The sequence below is a fragment of the Burkholderia sp. BCC0419 genome, assembly GCF_902830285.1.
Classification (GTDB): domain Bacteria; phylum Pseudomonadota; class Gammaproteobacteria; order Burkholderiales; family Burkholderiaceae; genus Burkholderia.
This window is the reverse complement of the sequence record NZ_CADESR010000001.1, coordinates 553,333-568,278: the sequence shown is the minus strand read 5'-3', so window position 1 is coordinate 568,278 and position 14,946 is coordinate 553,333. Positions and strand designations below refer to the sequence as shown.

12 protein-coding genes are annotated in these 14,946 nt (G+C 68.7%); 1 reads left to right on the top strand and 11 read right to left on the bottom strand.

All coding sequences use genetic code 11. The features are described from left to right. Positions 1-37: 37 nt before the first annotated feature. Positions 38-508: a helix-turn-helix domain-containing protein gene (locus HWW87_RS02565; protein ID WP_175819121.1), complete on the bottom strand. Its 471-nt coding sequence runs from the start codon at positions 506-508 to the stop codon at positions 38-40. A 151-nt stretch (positions 509-659) separates the two neighbouring features. Between HWW87_RS02565 and HWW87_RS02560 the strand changes: the two genes are divergently transcribed. Then, positions 660-1,895 (top strand): MFS transporter, encoded by a 1,236-nt coding sequence (locus tag HWW87_RS02560; RefSeq protein WP_175819120.1) that lies wholly within the window; start codon positions 660-662, stop codon positions 1,893-1,895. 152 nt (positions 1,896-2,047) lie between these two features. Here the strand turns inward: HWW87_RS02560 and HWW87_RS02555 are convergent, their stop codons facing one another. From HWW87_RS02555 to HWW87_RS02510, 10 genes are all read right to left on the bottom strand, one after another. Continuing rightward, positions 2,048-3,214, bottom strand: a complete 1,167-nt coding sequence (locus HWW87_RS02555; RefSeq protein ID WP_174433274.1) for a glycosyltransferase family 4 protein — start codon at positions 3,212-3,214, stop codon at positions 2,048-2,050. Next, positions 3,214-4,398, bottom strand: a complete 1,185-nt coding sequence (locus HWW87_RS02550; protein WP_175819119.1) for a glycosyltransferase family 4 protein — start codon at positions 4,396-4,398, stop codon at positions 3,214-3,216. The genes HWW87_RS02555 and HWW87_RS02550 overlap by 1 nt, the downstream gene beginning before the upstream one ends. After that, positions 4,395-5,861, bottom strand: coding sequence for a glucose-6-phosphate isomerase (locus HWW87_RS02545; RefSeq protein ID WP_175819118.1), 1,467 nt, complete (start codon positions 5,859-5,861; stop codon positions 4,395-4,397). The genes HWW87_RS02550 and HWW87_RS02545 overlap by 4 nt, the downstream gene beginning before the upstream one ends. 10 nt (positions 5,862-5,871) lie before the next feature. After that, a complete protein-coding gene (locus HWW87_RS02540) occupies positions 5,872-7,017 on the bottom strand; it encodes a glycosyltransferase family 4 protein (protein ID WP_175819117.1) in 1,146 nt (381 codons plus the stop codon). A 43-nt stretch (positions 7,018-7,060) separates the two neighbouring features. Continuing rightward, on the bottom strand, positions 7,061-8,020 hold the full coding sequence (locus HWW87_RS02535) for a glycosyltransferase family 2 protein (protein WP_175819116.1): 960 nt from the start codon (positions 8,018-8,020) through the stop codon (positions 7,061-7,063). Between the two features lie 62 nt (positions 8,021-8,082). Continuing rightward, positions 8,083-10,308: a polysaccharide biosynthesis tyrosine autokinase gene (locus HWW87_RS02530; RefSeq protein WP_175819115.1), complete on the bottom strand. Its 2,226-nt coding sequence runs from the start codon at positions 10,306-10,308 to the stop codon at positions 8,083-8,085. A 50-nt stretch (positions 10,309-10,358) separates the two neighbouring features. Then, positions 10,359-11,537 carry a polysaccharide biosynthesis/export family protein gene (locus tag HWW87_RS02525; protein WP_174433268.1) on the bottom strand — a complete coding sequence of 393 codons (1,179 nt, stop codon included), beginning with the start codon at positions 11,535-11,537 and terminating at the stop codon, positions 10,359-10,361. Next, on the bottom strand, positions 11,531-11,974 hold the full coding sequence (locus HWW87_RS02520; protein WP_174387446.1) for a low molecular weight protein-tyrosine-phosphatase: 444 nt from the start codon (positions 11,972-11,974) through the stop codon (positions 11,531-11,533). Before HWW87_RS02520 ends, HWW87_RS02525 begins: the two co-directional genes overlap by 7 nt. 30 nt (positions 11,975-12,004) lie before the next feature. Continuing rightward, positions 12,005-13,417: a UDP-glucose/GDP-mannose dehydrogenase family protein gene (locus HWW87_RS02515; RefSeq protein WP_175819114.1), complete on the bottom strand. Its 1,413-nt coding sequence runs from the start codon at positions 13,415-13,417 to the stop codon at positions 12,005-12,007. Between the two features lie 75 nt (positions 13,418-13,492). Continuing rightward, positions 13,493-14,866 carry an undecaprenyl-phosphate glucose phosphotransferase gene (locus HWW87_RS02510; RefSeq protein WP_175819113.1) on the bottom strand — a complete coding sequence of 458 codons (1,374 nt, stop codon included), beginning with the start codon at positions 14,864-14,866 and terminating at the stop codon, positions 13,493-13,495. Positions 14,867-14,946: the final 80 nt, after the last annotated feature.

The window sequence follows — 14,946 nt, the reverse complement described above, 5'->3', positions numbered from 1 at the left end:
GAATGCCCTTCGACGGCTCAACCATCACACATGACGCTCACCGTCGTGCCGCGCCGGCCTCGTCGTCGATCTTCCTGACGACCGTGTCGGCCGCCTTCAAAGGCCGGCCGTCGTCGTGCCGCAGCCCGAGCTTGCGAATCGCGCGCCCGGTGCCGCGATCGACCAGCACCGAATGCGGCTCGCCGCGCGCGAACAGGTGGGCCTCACCCCACTGCCGCAGCATCACGATGACCGGAAACAGCCCCTCGCCCTTTTTGGTCAGCACGTACTCCTGATACGCGGTGCCGTCGGACGCCGGCACGACGTCGAATACGCCCGCGTCCACCAGCATCTTCAGCCGGTCCGACAGGATGTTGCTCGCGACGCCGAGGCTCGCGCGGAAATCGCCGAAGCGGCGCACGCCGTCGAACGCATCGCGCACGATCAGCAGCGCCCAGCGATCGCCGACGATATCGGTCGCGCGCGCCACCGGGCACGGCGAATCCGCAAGACTTTTCTGCCTGGCCATCTTCCTCTCCGCAATCGTGCCGGCCGCCTTCGGGCATGCCGGCCATCCGTGCACGGGCTCCTGGCCCGCCACCCAACAGGTTGCATTTTAAAACTAGTTTCCCTACACTCCAAACCAGTTTCAAATTGCAACTACATTGCGTGAGGAAACCATGGAATCGTCCTGCCATTCCGGCACCGTTGCACCGAACGCGCCCACCGGGGCGATCCATCCGGCCGAGGGCGGCCGTCTGTCGTCGGCGCATGTCGCGCTGCTGGCCGTGTGCTGCGCGGCGAGCGTCGCGAACGTCTACTACGCGCAGCCGCTGCTCGATTCGATCGCGCGGGATTTCGGCATGTCGCAGGCCGCCGTCGGCGGCGTCATCACCGCGACGCAGCTCGGCTGCGCGCTCGCGCTGCTGTTCGTCGTGCCGCTCGGCGACCTGCTGAACCGCAAGCGCCTGATCGCCGTGCAGCTTCTGCTGCTGACCGCGGCCTGCATCGGCGTGGCCGCGGCGTCGACCCGTGTCGCGCTGTTGGCCGGGATGGTCGCGGTCGGGCTGCTCGGCACCGCGATGACGCAAGGGCTGATCGCCTGCTCGGCCGCTCTCGCCGGCGCAGGCGAACGCGGGCGCGTCGTGGGCGCCGCGCAGGGCGGCGTCGTGGTCGGGCTGCTGGCCGCGCGCTCGCTGGCGGGCGTCGTCACCGACATCGCGGGGTGGCGGGCGGTCTATCTCGTGTCGGGCGGGCTCGCGATCGCGATGCTGGTCGTGCTGTCGCGGCTGCTGCCCGATACGCACGAACCGCGCGAGCGCATCGGTTACGCGGCGCTGCTGCGCTCGATGGCGTCGCTGCTGCGCGACGAACGCGTGCTGCGCGTGCGCGGCGCGATCGCGCTGCTGATGTTCGCGGCGTTCAGCATCTTCTGGAGCGCGCTCGTGCTGCCGCTGAGCGCGCCGCCGCACGCGATGTCGCACACGCAGATCGGTGCATTCGGCCTCGTCGGCGCGCTGGGTGCGGCGGCCGCCGCCCGCGCGGGCCGGCTCGCGGATCGCGGGCGCGGCGAAGCGACGACCGGCGCCGCACTCGCGCTGCTCGCGTGCTCGTGGCTGCCGCTCGCATTCGGCAATACGTCGATTGCGCTGCTGATCGTCGGCATCGTGCTGCTCGACGTCGGCGGACAGGCCGTGCACGTCGTCAATCAAAGCATGATTCTCGGCGCGCGGCCCGACGCGCATGCGCGCCTCATTGGCTGCTACATGCTGTTCTATTCGGCCGGCAGCGGGCTCGGTGCGATCGCGGCGACGATGATGTATGCGCGCGCCGGATGGACGGGCGTCTGCGTGCTCGGCGCGGGGGTGAGCGTAGCCGCGCTCGGCGTATGGGGCGCGACGCTGCGGCGCGCGTGATGCGCGCCGGCCATGCGGATCGCACGGGAAAAGCCGGCCCGCCCTCGACGGGCGGCCGGCACGCGAACCGGCCACGCACGCGCGGCGGTCCGGGTTTCGGTTCCGCTTCGGTTCCGCTTCGGTTCGGCGCGCGAGGAGCGCGCCGCGGGCGTTCAGCCTGCCGCCTGAATCGCCTCTTCGTAGACGCCGGCCACGCGCCGCGCGATCACCGCGTTGTCGAAATGATCGCGCGCATAGCGCTTGCACGCGGCCTCGTCGGGCAGCGCGATCGCGCCCGACAGCACGCCGCCGAGCCCTTCGGCGATCGCATCCGCGCCCGTCGACGGCAGCACAAGATCGTTCGACAAGCCGGCGACTGCCTCCGGCAGCCCGCCGACCGGCGTGACCAGCACCGGCGTGCCGGACGCCAGCGATTCGACGGTGATCAAGCCGAAGCCCTCGAGCGCGACCGTCGGCACGACGCTGACCGTCGCCGCGCGGTACAGCGCCGCGAGATGGTGGTCGGGCACGAAGCCGAGCAGCTTCACGTTGTCCTGCAGCCCGGCTGCGTCGATGCGCTGCTGCAGCTCCTCGCCGATCTTGCCCTTGCCGGCGATCAGCAGCAGTACGTCCGGGTGACGGCGCTTGACGAGGCCGATCGCGTCGATCAGGTCCTCCAGCCCCATGCGCCGCACGAGCCGGCGCACGGCCAGCACGATCGGCCGGTCCTGCGGCAGTTGCAGCTTGTGCCGCGCCTCGGCGGGCGTAAGCGGCGTGTCGAACTGCGCGGTATCGACGCAGCCGGGAATCACGCGCACGCGCGACGGATCGATCCCGTAGCGGTTCGTCAGGATCTGGCCGAACGCCTGCGACAGCACGATCAGCCGCGACGAGCGCGTATAGACGGCCTGCTCGAGATAGCGCTTCGCGCGCTGCCCGAGCGTCGCGGCGCCCTCGACCTGGCTTTCGTCGGCCCACGGCCCCTGGAAATGCGACACCTGCGGGATCCCGCGCGTCACGTCGAGGCCCGGGAACGTGTACAGCGCGAAGTGCGACGAAATCACGTCCGGCCGATCGCTGCGGATCTCGTCGCGCAGCGCGCGCCGCGCGGCGAGCATCCGGCGCGCGAGCGGCTGCGACGCGGGCCCGAAGCCCTGGATCGCCCCGCCCGTGTCGTCGGCGACCTTCGGCGAGCCGGCGACGAGCCCGCGCACCTCGACGCCCGCGCCGGGCAGCGCGCCGACGAGCGAGTAGTACATCCGGTCGAGGCCGCCCGCGCGTTCGGGGAACCAGTGCATGCCGATCTGCAACGATTTGATCGGCCGGGAAGATTGGGACATCACGGTTGCTCCTGCGTGATTGCATGCTCGACCCGCTCGAAGGCGGACGGCTGCGAGGGTTGGCCGATGCGCCGGTAAAGCGCGACGTACTGGGCGCCCATGTGCGCCCAGCCGAAACGGGTCATCAGTTCGCGGGCCGCGTCGCCCATCGCGCGACAGGTGTCGCGCGACGCCGCGAGCGAGCCGATCGCCTGCGCGAGCGCGGCCGGATCGTCCGGATCCTCCAGCACGATCCCGCATTCGCGCGTGATGATTTCCGCGCCGCCCGCCGTGCGCGCGGTGACGACCGGCAGCCCGGCCGCCATCGCTTCCAGCAGCGACAGGCTCATCGCTTCGTAGCGCGACGGAAAGACATACGCGTCGACCGAGCGCATCAGCGTCGGCATGTTCTTCACGAGCCCGAGGAAATGCACGCGCGAATCGATACCGAGCGCGCGCGCTTCTTCCGGATACGGGCTGCCGGGCAAGTAGCCGGCCACCGCCAGATGCACGTTCGCGGGCAGCTTCGTCAGCGCCTTCAGCACGGTGCCGAGGTTCTTGCGCGGCGTGCGCAGGTCGCCTACGAACAGCAGCAGGAACGCATCGTCCGGCAGCTTGAACGCCGCGCGGTCGGCCTGCGCGCCAGCGAACGCGCTGGCGTCGACGCCGTTATAGATCACGCTGATCTTGCGGCTGTCGATGCCGAGCCCGGCGATCTCGTCGGCCACCTTCTGCGACACGGCGGTGATCGCGCGCGAGCGCTTGTACGCCCAGCGCTCGAGCACGGTATTCACGCGCGTATAGACGTACTGGTAGGCCGACCACAGCCCCTTGGTGGGCCCGAACGGATAGTACGGACTCTTGAACCAGCCGCCGTGCACGAAGTGCGCGGTATTCACGTCGGCCTTGATCCACGAAATGAAGCCGTTCACGTGCAGCACGTCGTATTCGCCGCGGTGCGCGCGCAGCCATGCCGCGCTTTTCAGCGCGAACACCTGCTGCTTGACGAGATTCGACGGCCAGAAGCCGCCGACCTTCACCGGCACCCAGCGCACGCGCGGGTCGGCCAGCAGCTCGGGCGCGACATGCGACGCGACCAGCGTGACCTCGTAGTTTTCGGCCAGCGCCGCGCGCGCGATTTCGTAATTGACGCGGCCCTGCCCGTCGTTATGTCGCACGACGTGCGTGACGATCGCGATTCTCAATGGTCGCCTCCCCGTGAACGCGCGGCGGCCAGCAGGCGTTGCGCCTTCTGCCAGTGCGCCGCGGCAAGTATCGAAAAAATGGCTGTGAACATCAGCAGGCCGCCGGTGCCGATCAGCGAGTTCGTGAACACGAGCATCGCGAAGGTCGACAGGCACAGGCTCAGGCACGCGCCGACGAACTTGTCCTTGCGCAGCTTGAACGCCGCGCGCAGCGTGCGGCCGAACAGCATCACGACGCCGGCGAGATACAGCAGCGTGCCGGGCCAGCCGAGCACGAACGGCACGTTCATCACGCCGCTGTCGAAGCTGCCGTACTTGCCGAGCTCGCCGCTGTCGCTCGACAGCTTCGTGGACGCGCCGGTCGCGCCCATCCCTTCGCCGGCGACGTCGGTGAACGCCGTCTGCGCGAAGGTCGCGTAGAACTTGTTGCGGTCGTCGTAGCTGCGGTCGTCCTTCAGGTTCGTGATCGACTGCAGGCGCTGGCCGAGCCGGTCGGCCACCGGCCCGACGGTCAGGAGCGGCACGCACAGCCCGACCAGCACGACGCCGCTGATCAGGATCCGCATCCGCACGCGGTTGCTCGATTGCACGAGCTGGATCGCGAGCGCGATCACCCAGCCGCCCCAGGTCGAGCGCACGAGACACAGCGCGAACGACACGAAGCCCGCCGCGCCCGCGAACCAGCGGATCTTCTGCGGCGCGACCAGCACGAACACCAGCGCGCCCATCATCGCGAACGCAAACGGTCCGGACGAATTCATCGTGCTGAACACCCGCACGCCGTACGGCACCGGCTCGCCCTGCGAGCCCATCTGCGAGCCGACCATCCACAGCACGTCCCACTGCGGCATCACGAAATACTGCACGACGCCGTACACGCCCATCACGAGCATGCCCCACATGAAGGTGGACAGCAGCACGTCGCGGTACTCCGGATAGTTGCGCGCGTTCACCATGATGTGAAAGCCGATCAGGATCGGGTACAGCCAGTTCGCGAGGTCGTAGGTCGCGGCCATCACGCCGCTCGACACGATCCCGACCAGGTACGCATACACGAGCCCGAACAGGATCAGCAGCACCGGAATCCCGCGCCGCTGCGCGAGCACGCGGTAATGCCTGAGCAGCCCGAAGCTGGCGATCATCGTCACCGCGAGCGGCGCGACCTGGATCAAACTCGTCGGCGTGAACGCACCCTTCGACCAGTCGGCCAGGCGCCGCACTTCCGGGCTCAGGAACCACACCCACCACATGAAGCCGACATAGCGCGCCGGGCTCTTGAAATACAGCCAGATGCCGACCCCGATGGCCAGCACCGGGAACGCAAGCGTCAGCACCTTGCCCTGGTGGATGGCGATCAGCGCGGCGGTAAACGTCCACAGCCCGGCCTGCCCGGCCCAGTGCTTCGGCTCGGCGAACCAGCTGCGGGCGCGCGACGGCGCGCGTTCGGCGGCAATCGTACTCATCGATCCGCGCTCACTGCGACGAAGGACGCGAATCGGCGAGCGGCATCGCCATGCCGGCCGCCGCGGGCGTGCGGCGCCGGCGCAGCATGTCGCGCGTGATCCGCACGTGCTGCTCGGCGAACGCCTGCGTGGTCAGGTCGCGTTCGCGCAAGCACGCAGCAGCAGCCCGCGCGCAGTCGAGCGCCACCGCCGGATCGGCGATGAAGCGGTCGGCGGCCTGGCGCATCGCCTGCGCGTCGAACGCGGGCACATAGGCGGCCGTATCGTGCGGAAAGTAGTCGCTCAGGCCGCCCACGTCGGACACGATCATCGGCTTGCCGACGGCCGCCGCCTCGAGCATCACCGTGATGCCCGACGCGTGGAAATTCGGCCGCAGCGGCACGACGATCACGTCGGCCCATGCGTACAGCTCGTGCTGCTTCGCGAGCCCCGACGCCGGGCCGATCTTCACGTTCGGCGCGTGCCATTCGCGCGGCACGCGGCGGCGCGTCGCGAGCCGCACGTCGTAGCGTGCGTCGCCGCCGAACGCGGCGAGGAACGTGCGCCAGTCGCGGTCGCGGTCGTTGCCGATCGCCGCGATCCGCAGCGGCCGGCTCGGTTGCCATTGCTGCGGCTCGACCGGTGGGAAGTCCTGCGTGTTCAGCCCGTAATAGACGAACTCGGCTTCGCGCCCGAGATAGCGGCGGCACAGCTCGGCGTTGTCGCGAGCCAGCGTGGTCAGCGCGTCGGCGCGCGCGAGCAGCTTGCGGTACAGCCAGCGGCGCGGGCCGCCGAAGCTGCCCCACTTGTCGAACAGCCACACGCTCTGCGCGAGCAGCAGCGGGCGCTTGCCCTGCGCGCCGGCGAGCTTGAGGATCAGCGCGGCGGCCAGATGCTCCTGCTCGGTGTGCGTCCAGATCACGTCGGTATCGAGCAGCGCCGCGCGGTTGCGCCACGCATGCACGACGTCGAAGCCGAGCGCCGCCTTCAGCGCGCGGCGCGCGAGGCTCACGACGCGGTTCTCGCCGCCGTCCTGCGAATAGGTCAGCCGGAATTCGTCGGATTCGGCGTGGTGATAGCCGTACAGGCAGCCGATGTCGTCGCCTTTCCGGTAGGTACGCGGATCGGCGCCGTAGAACAAATGGACGTGAACTTTCGTTGCAGCCTTCGTGGTCATGCGAGCCCTCCGGGCGTGGCCGCGCGCGATGCGCGCAGGCCGTTCAAGACGTCACCGGCGGCATCGCCGCACGGTGGGGGGCGAGGTTCGTGCGGCGCGCATCGCGTGCGCCGCGGCGCACCGCGCGCCAGTGCGCGAGCACGCGGGCGCGCCGCGCGGTCGGCAGCGACAGCAGCACGTGCGCGAAGCCCGGATAGACGCGCGTGCCGATCAGCGCCCACCACCACCACGCGATCTCGCGCCGTAGCGGCGGCAGATGCTCGCGCAGCGTCAGTTGCAGGTTGTACGCGCCGTTGCTGATCGCGTTCAGCGACGCCGCATCGCGCCGGTCGTCATCGAAGCGCTCGGCCGGGAAATGATCGACGGCGATCGCCGGGTCGTACAGCAGCGTCCAGCCCGCGCGCTGCACTTCCATGCTGAACGCCATGTCGTTGTGCACCTGCGCGCCGGCGCCGCGCAGCCGCGTGTCGAAGCGCAGCCGTTCGATCGCCGCGCGGCGGTAGCTCATGTTCGCGCCTTTCAGCATGTCGACTTCACGCGCGCCGCCGACGCCGAGGTGATGGTTGCCGATGATCTTGCCGGACAGCGTGAGCTGGCCGACGAGCTCGCGCGACTCGTCGAGCAGGCGGCCCTTCTCGTGCACCCAGTCGCGGCCGCCGACCGCGCCCACGCGCGGGTCGGACAGGAACGCGGCTTCGATGCGCGCGAGCCAGTCGGGGTGCGGCGCCGCATCGTCGTCGGTGATCGCGACGATGTCGCCGTTCGTCGAGTCGAGCCCCTTGTTCAGCGCGGCGACCTGCCCGGCCACGTCGACCGGCACGATGCGCAGCGGCAGCGCGCCGCCGACCGCCGGATCGGCGAGCCGTTCGTGCGTGGCGTCGTCCTCCGGGCGCGCGACGACGATCACCTCGTCGGGCAGCCGCTGCTGCCGCTGCAGCGCCAGCAGGCAGCGCGCGAGGTCGGCGGGACGCCGGTAGGTCGGAACGAGCACGGAAATTTTCATCGAGGGTTCTCCATTCGGCCGGGCCGATGCGGCGCGCACCGGCCCGGTTTCGTGCAATGCGATCAAGCGCTCAGGTATTCGTGCACGGCCGCATAGCCGCGGCCGTAGCCGCGCGCCTTCGGCGGCACGCCATTGAAGATCCCGCCTTCCAGGTCGACCCCCGCGGTGCGCAGGCGCTTGATCGCGTCGGCGATCTCGCCTTCGGTATGCATGCCCGAGCGCAGCACGAGGAAGGTCGAGCCGGCCATGCGGCCGATGATGGTCGCGTCGGTCACCGCCAGCACCGGCGGCGAATCGATCAGCACGACGTCGTAGCGCTTGCCGAGCCCTTCGAGGTATTGCGGCAGGCGCGTCGACATCAGCAGCTCCGACGGGTTCGGCGGGCGCGTGCCGGCCGCGATGAACGACAGGCCCTGCACCGGCGTCTCGCGCACGGCATCCTCGAGCGGCGACTGATCGCTCAGCAGCTCGGACAGGCCCGGCTGCACGGTCAGGCCGAAGTAGCGGTCGAGCATCCCGCGACGCATGTCGGCGTCGATCAGCAGCACGCGCTTGCCCGAATGCGCGAGCAGCACCGCGAGGTTGACCGTCAGGAAGCTCTTGCCGATGCCCGGCGTCGGGCCGGTCAGCACGATCACGCGATTCTTCGCGTCCATCATCGCGAACTGCATCGCGGTGCGCAGGCTGCGCATGCTTTCGACGCTCAGGTCCTTCGGACGCAGGCTCGCGAGGATCGGCCGCGCGCGGCCGCCGCCCTTCTCCGCCGCCGCGTCGAGCTTCACCTGCTCGGCGCTCTGCGGCACCAGCCCGTACAGCGGCAGGTTGAACGTGCGCTCGATGCGGTCCGGATCCTCGATGCCCTGGAACAGGTTGCGACGCAGGAACACGACGCCCGTGCCGAGGATCAGGCCGAGGAACACGGCGGCCGACAGGATCAGCACCTTCTTCGGCTTGACCGGCGCGCCCGGACGCAGCGCCGAATCGATGAGGTGGATGTTGCCGCCCGTGCCGGCCTTCTGCACCGACAGTTCCTGCACGCGGTTCAGCAGCAGCACGTAGATGTCCTCGGCGACCTTCGCGTCGCGCTGGAGCTGGACCGCCTTCACTTCGGTCGCCGGCAGGCTGCGGAAGCGGTTGCTGAACTTGTCCTTCTCGCCCTGCAGCTCGGCGAGCTGCTGCTTCGCGGCGATCACCATCGGATGCGAATCGGTGAAGCGCTGCGCGAGCGACGCGAGCTGCAGGCGCTGCGCGGCGATCTGCTGTTCGTACTGCACGCTGCCTTCGAGGTAGACCTTCGCCTCGTCGCTCGCGTTGATCGAGCCCGACGTGCGCTGGTACTGCGTCAGCGCGGCTTCCGCGCGCTCGAGGTCGGCCTTCAGGCGCGGCTCCTCGCCCTTCAGGAAGTCGAGCATCTTGGTCGCTTCCGCCTGCTTCGCGACCACGTGCTGGTTCAGGTACGACTGCGCGAGCGCGTTCGCGATCGCGGCGGTCTGGTCCGGGTCCTTGCCTTCGAGCGAGATCTGCACGACGCCCGTCTGCTTGCCCTGCTCGGTCACCTGGATGCCGGCCTGGAAGCCGCTGATCGCGTCGAGATCGTTGTAGCGCACCACGGTGAACTGCGTGCCGGGGCGCGCGACGAGCTTCTGCACGAGCAGCGTCACGCCGCCGCCCTGCGCCGATTCGCCGACGCGGCCCGCCAGCAGCCGCGTGCCGTTCTCGTCGACCAGCGAATAGGTGCCGTTCGGGCCGGCCGTCAGCGTCAGCTTCTTGCCTTCGAGCGCCGGCACGACGCTGATCGAGTCGACGTCGGCGAGTTCGCCGCCCCATGCATACGACTTCAGGCCGAGCCACGGCCGCGACGGCTCGCCGGGCGTCGCGAGGCGCGCGGCGAGGCTGCCGATCACCGGCAGCGTCTTCGGCGCGACCGAGAAGTTCAGCTTGAACTGCTCGATGACCGGCGCGACGACGCCGCGGCTCTTGATGATCTCGATTTCCGCATCGGTCGGCGCCTGCTGCGGGCCGCTGTTGATCGACGCGCCCGTCTGCGTCTGCGTGAGCGCCTGCGACGTGTTGTCGTTGCCCTCGACCCGCACGTGCACGTCCGCCTGGTAGACCGGCTTCGCGATGAAGCAATAGAGGCCGGCGAACGCGATGACCGTCACCGCGATGCCGAGCAGCAGCCAGATGTCGTCCATGATGACCTGGAGCAACTGGCCGAGGACGAAGTCCTCTTCCTCGGTTTTCGCGGTCAGGTCCGCGTAGGAGTGTTTCGCTTGCGTGTTCACCATTCGTTCCCGCTTGAGTGGTGCCGGGGCGGAGGCGCCGCCCCGGCGGGCTATCAGCGCGTGATTTGCCGCATGTAGAAGATCGTCTGGATCGTCGGCAGCACCTGCTGCAGCACGCGGTTGAACTGCACCGAGCTGGCCGTGCTGACGTAGACGACGTCGAGCGGTTGAAGCGGGAAGCGGCTCGACAGCATCAGCGCATCGGGCTGCGTCATGTCGAGACGGAACACTTCGGGCTTCGTCGGGTTGTCGCGCATCCCGCGCATCACGTAGATCTTGCGCGGGTTCGCGTCGGTGTCGAGAATCCCGCCGCCCGCGGTCAGCGCATCGGCGATGGTCAGCCGGCCCTTGAGCATCGGCACCGTGACCGGCGTCTTGACCTCGCCCATGATGAACACGCGGCTGTCGCTGCGGTCCGGCACGTTGACGATGTCGCCCGGCTGCAGCATCACGTTCTGCTTCACCTCGCCGCGATCGAGCACGCCGTTCGCATCGAGCGTGTACAGCTTGCCGTCGCGCGTCAGGCGCACGCGCTGCAGGTCGGCCTCGTTGGTCGAGCCGCCGGAGCGCGAGATCGCGTCGACGAGCGTCAGCGGCACGTCGCTCACCGCGAGCGGGCCCGGCTGCTTCACCTCGCCCGTCACTTGCACCTTCTGGCTGCGGAACGACAGCACGCGCACGTCGAGCTGCGGATTCTTCACGTAGCGCGACAGGCTGGACGCCATCTCTTCGCGGATCTGCGCGACCGTCTTGCCCGCCACGCGAATGCGGCCGACGAACGGGAAGAAGATCGTGCCGTCGGAGGACACGGTCTGGCCGTACGGATCGGCCTGGCCCGGCAGCGCGGTCGTATACGGCTGCTGCAGCGCGCCCGCGACCGACTGCGTCGTGTTGCCGCCGCTCGAGAACGACTGGCCCTGCGGCGTCGTCAGCTCCGGGTGGTCCCACACGGTGACGCCGAGGATGTCCTGCGGGCCGACGCGATACGTGTACTGCGACGGATCGGTATAGCGCCCGGGCGGCAGCGGATGGTCGACCTGCGCTTTCTGCAGCTGGTCCATCACCACTTTGGCGTCGATGTAATGAACCGGATAGGTCTCGGCCGCTTCCTGCCGGCCTTCGTCCTTCAGGTTCGACGAGTCGAGGTAGTTGCCGGGCGCGGTCGCGCAGGCCGACAGGAAAGTCGTCAGCGCGACAGAGAGCGCCAGCGGGCGCATGGGACGTTTCAGCATAGTTTTTGCAGCCATCCTTGAACCAGACGTTCGATCAATGAGTAGCTCTCGCGATAGTCGGCCTCGGGGCCGCCATGCGGATCCGCGATCTCGGCGTCCTCCCACTTGCCCAGCAGGTGGACCTTGCCGCGCGCAAACGGATCGACCGATTCGACGGCCTTGATCTGATCGCGCTCGCTGACGAGAATCAGGTCGGCGTCGCGCACGATCCGGCGCGACAGCCGCCGCGAGCGGTGGGTCGTCGCATCGACGCCCCGCTCGGCGAGCAGTTGCCGCATCACCGGATCGATGCCGTCGCCGTCGTTCGCGTGCACGCCAGCCGAATGGAACGTCGGGCGCGGGCCGCCGCGCGACGCGACGTGCGACTTGAACAGCATTTCCGCCGCCGGGCTGCGGCAGACGTTCGCGTGGCAGACGATCAGGATGTTCCGGAACATGGCGTCTCGTAACGAGTGACGTAAAACGGGTTACGCGCTGGCGCGCGCGGCGCCCGGCACGCGGGCGGCGACGGCCTGGCGCGAGCCCGGCCGGCCGATCGGGTGATATTCGATGCCCTGCTCGCTCATCGTCTCCGGCTCGTACAGGTTGCGGCCGTCGAAGATCACCGGCGTCTTCCACAGGCGGCCGAGCGCGACGAAGTCGGGACTCTTGAACGCCTTCCATTCGGTGACGATCACGAGCGCGTCGGCGTCGCGCGCGGCCTGCGCCTCGTCGTCGACGAAGGTGAGGCGCTCGAGCCAGCTCGGGTGATCGGCGAGATCGAGCGCGATCACGCGGCGCGCCTCCTGCTGCGCAACCGGGTCGTAGGCCGCGACGCGCGCGCCGCGCGACAGCAGCTCGGCGATCAGCTCGCGGCTCGGCGCTTCACGCATGTCGTCGGTGTTCGGCTTGAACGCGAGGCCCCACAGCGCGAACGTGCGGCCGCTCAAGTCCTCGCCGAAGCGCGCGACGATCTTGTCGGCGAGCACGCGCTTTTGCGTCGCGTTGACCGACGAAACCGCCTTCAGGATCTGCAGCGACTGGCCGTGCTCGTCGGCCGTGCGGATCAGCGCCTCGACGTCCTTCGGGAAGCACGAGCCGCCGTAGCCGCAGCCGGCGTACAGGAAGTGGTAGCCGATGCGCGGATCGGAGCCGATCCCGCGGCGCACGGCCTCGATGTCCGCGCCGAAGCGGTCGGCCAGGTTCGCCAGCTCGTTCATGAACGAGATGCGCGTCGCGAGCATCGCGTTCGCCGCGTATTTCGTGAACTCGGCCGAGCGCACGTCCATGTACAGCGTGCGTTCGTGATTGCGGTTGAACGGCGCGTAGAGCTTCTTCATCAGCTCGCGGGCGCGCTCGCCCGGCACGTCGTCGTCGCAGCCGATCACGATGCGGTCCGGCCGCGTGAAATCGTCGACGGCCGCGCCTTCCTTCAGGAATTCCGGATTCGACACGACCGAGAACATCTGGTCGCCGCCGCGCTTCGCGAGTTCCTCGGCGACCGCCGCGCGCACGCGCTCGGCCGTGCCGACCGGCACCGTCGACTTGTCGACGATCACCTTGAAACCGGTCATGTAGCGGCCGATGTTGCGCGCCGCCGCGAGCACGTATTGCAGATCGGCAGAGCCGTCCTCGTCGGGCGGCGTGCCGACCGCGATGAACTGCACGTCGCCGTGCGCGACCCCGGCCTCGATGTCGGTCGAGAAGCGCAGGCGGCCGGCCGAGCGGTTGCGCGCGATCACTTCCTTCAGGCCCGGCTCGTGGATCGGCACGCCGCCGTTGTTCAGGACGTCGATCTTTGCCTGGTCGACGTCGAGACAGAACACGTCGTGCCCGATGTCGGCGAGACAGGCGCCGGTGACAAGCCCTACGTAACCGCTGCCGATGATAGTCAGATTCATGATGTGTCGGACCCCTTGACCAATGATTCGAAATTCGGAAAAACCGGAATGCCTGCGTGACGCAGCGCGTCGGTGTCAGTACGCGTTGCTGCCGGTGAAGCCTTTCCACAGCGTCAGCACGACGATCTTGATGTCGAGCCAGAACGACCAGTTCTGCATGTAGTACAGGTCGAGCTTCACGCGGCCCATCATCTTCTCGATCTGGTCGGTCTCGCCGCGAAAGCCGTTGATCTGCGCCCACCCGGTGATGCCGGGCTTGATCCGGTAGCGGAACATGTAGCCCTTGACCAGATCCTTGTAGATGTCGTCGTGCGCAAGCGCATGCGGGCGCGGCCCCACCACCGACATCTCGCCCTTCAGCACGTTGATGAACTGCGGCAGCTCGTCGAGGCTCGTGCGGCGCAGGAACCGGCCGACCGGCGTCACGCGCGAGTCGTTCTTGGTTGCCTGCGTGACCTGCCCGGCCACTTCCTGGTGCACCTTCATCGAGCGAAACTTGTAGATCTCGAACTCGTGCCCGTCGATGCCCTTGCGCTTCTGCCGAAAGAACACCGGCCCGCGCGAGGTCAGCTTGATCAGGGCCGCGATCAGCAGCATCACCGGCGCGAGCGCGGTGAGCGCCGCCAGCGCGAACAGCCGGTCGAACACGAACTTCGGCAGGATCCGCACGTCGGTGATCGGCGACGCCGCGAGGTTGATCGCCGGCACGCCGAGCACCTCGACCACTTCCTGGTTGAAGAACGACAGCGTGCGCACGTCCGGGATGAAGCGGATGTTCACGAAGTCGTGGCGGAACACCGTCACGATCTGGTGAATCCGGCGCTCCTCCGTGATCGGCAGCGTGAGCCACAGCTCGCTGATCGCGCGGCTGCGCACCAGCCACACCAGCGATTCGAACTGCCGCTCGATGCGCACGTCGTCGAGCGCGACTTCGCCCGGCGCCTCGCTTTCGTCGTACACGCACACCGGGTTGAAGCCGGCTTCCGGCCGCGCCCGCATCTGCGCGATCAGCCGCCGCGCCGCCGGCGTGCCGCCGACGATCGCGACCGCCTTCAGGTTGTAGCCGCCGCGGCGCAACTGCCGCAGCACCACGTGCACGCAGGCTTTCGAGCCGGCGAGCAGCGCCATCGTCGTGAGCGCCCAGTAACCCAGCCACAGCCGCGACAGGTCGCCCGACTGGTGAAAGCTGAAACTCATCAGGATGCCCGCGAGCTCGACCGCGAGCCACGCGAACGCCACGCGGACCACCAGCCCGACGAGACGCTTGCCGCGCCACGACTGGTAGATGCCGACGGCCGGAAAGAACACGACGACCAGCAGGCAGTCGAACAGCACCGTCGTGCGCTGCAGGTCGTTGAGCCCGATGCTGCCGTCGTGCAGCGCGGCCGCGATCAGCGCGCCCGTCACGACCATCGCGATATCGATGACTCTCGCCAGCACGCTCAACATGTCTGTTTCCTCTTCTTTGAACAGGCGTTTGCCGAACAGCGCCTTGTGCAGCCCGTACCGCACATTCGATTCAAACGTTG

Coding starts and splice junctions, on each gene's coding strand:
- HWW87_RS02565 (WP_175819121.1), bottom strand. CDS start 508: ATGGCCAGGCAGAAAAGTCTTGCGGATTCGCCGTGCCCGGTGGCGCGC.
- HWW87_RS02560 (WP_175819120.1), top strand. CDS start 660: ATGGAATCGTCCTGCCATTCCGGCACCGTTGCACCGAACGCGCCCACC.
- HWW87_RS02555 (WP_174433274.1), bottom strand. CDS start 3,214: ATGTCCCAATCTTCCCGGCCGATCAAATCGTTGCAGATCGGCATGCAC.
- HWW87_RS02545 (WP_175819118.1), bottom strand. CDS start 5,861: ATGAGTACGATTGCCGCCGAACGCGCGCCGTCGCGCGCCCGCAGCTGG.
- HWW87_RS02540 (WP_175819117.1), bottom strand. CDS start 7,017: ATGACCACGAAGGCTGCAACGAAAGTTCACGTCCATTTGTTCTACGGC.
- HWW87_RS02535 (WP_175819116.1), bottom strand. CDS start 8,020: ATGAAAATTTCCGTGCTCGTTCCGACCTACCGGCGTCCCGCCGACCTC.
- HWW87_RS02530 (WP_175819115.1), bottom strand. CDS start 10,308: ATGGTGAACACGCAAGCGAAACACTCCTACGCGGACCTGACCGCGAAA.
- HWW87_RS02525 (WP_174433268.1), bottom strand. CDS start 11,537: ATGCTGAAACGTCCCATGCGCCCGCTGGCGCTCTCTGTCGCGCTGACG.
- HWW87_RS02520 (WP_174387446.1), bottom strand. CDS start 11,974: ATGTTCCGGAACATCCTGATCGTCTGCCACGCGAACGTCTGCCGCAGC.
- HWW87_RS02515 (WP_175819114.1), bottom strand. CDS start 13,417: ATGAATCTGACTATCATCGGCAGCGGTTACGTAGGGCTTGTCACCGGC.
- HWW87_RS02510 (WP_175819113.1), bottom strand. CDS start 14,866: ATGTTGAGCGTGCTGGCGAGAGTCATCGATATCGCGATGGTCGTGACG.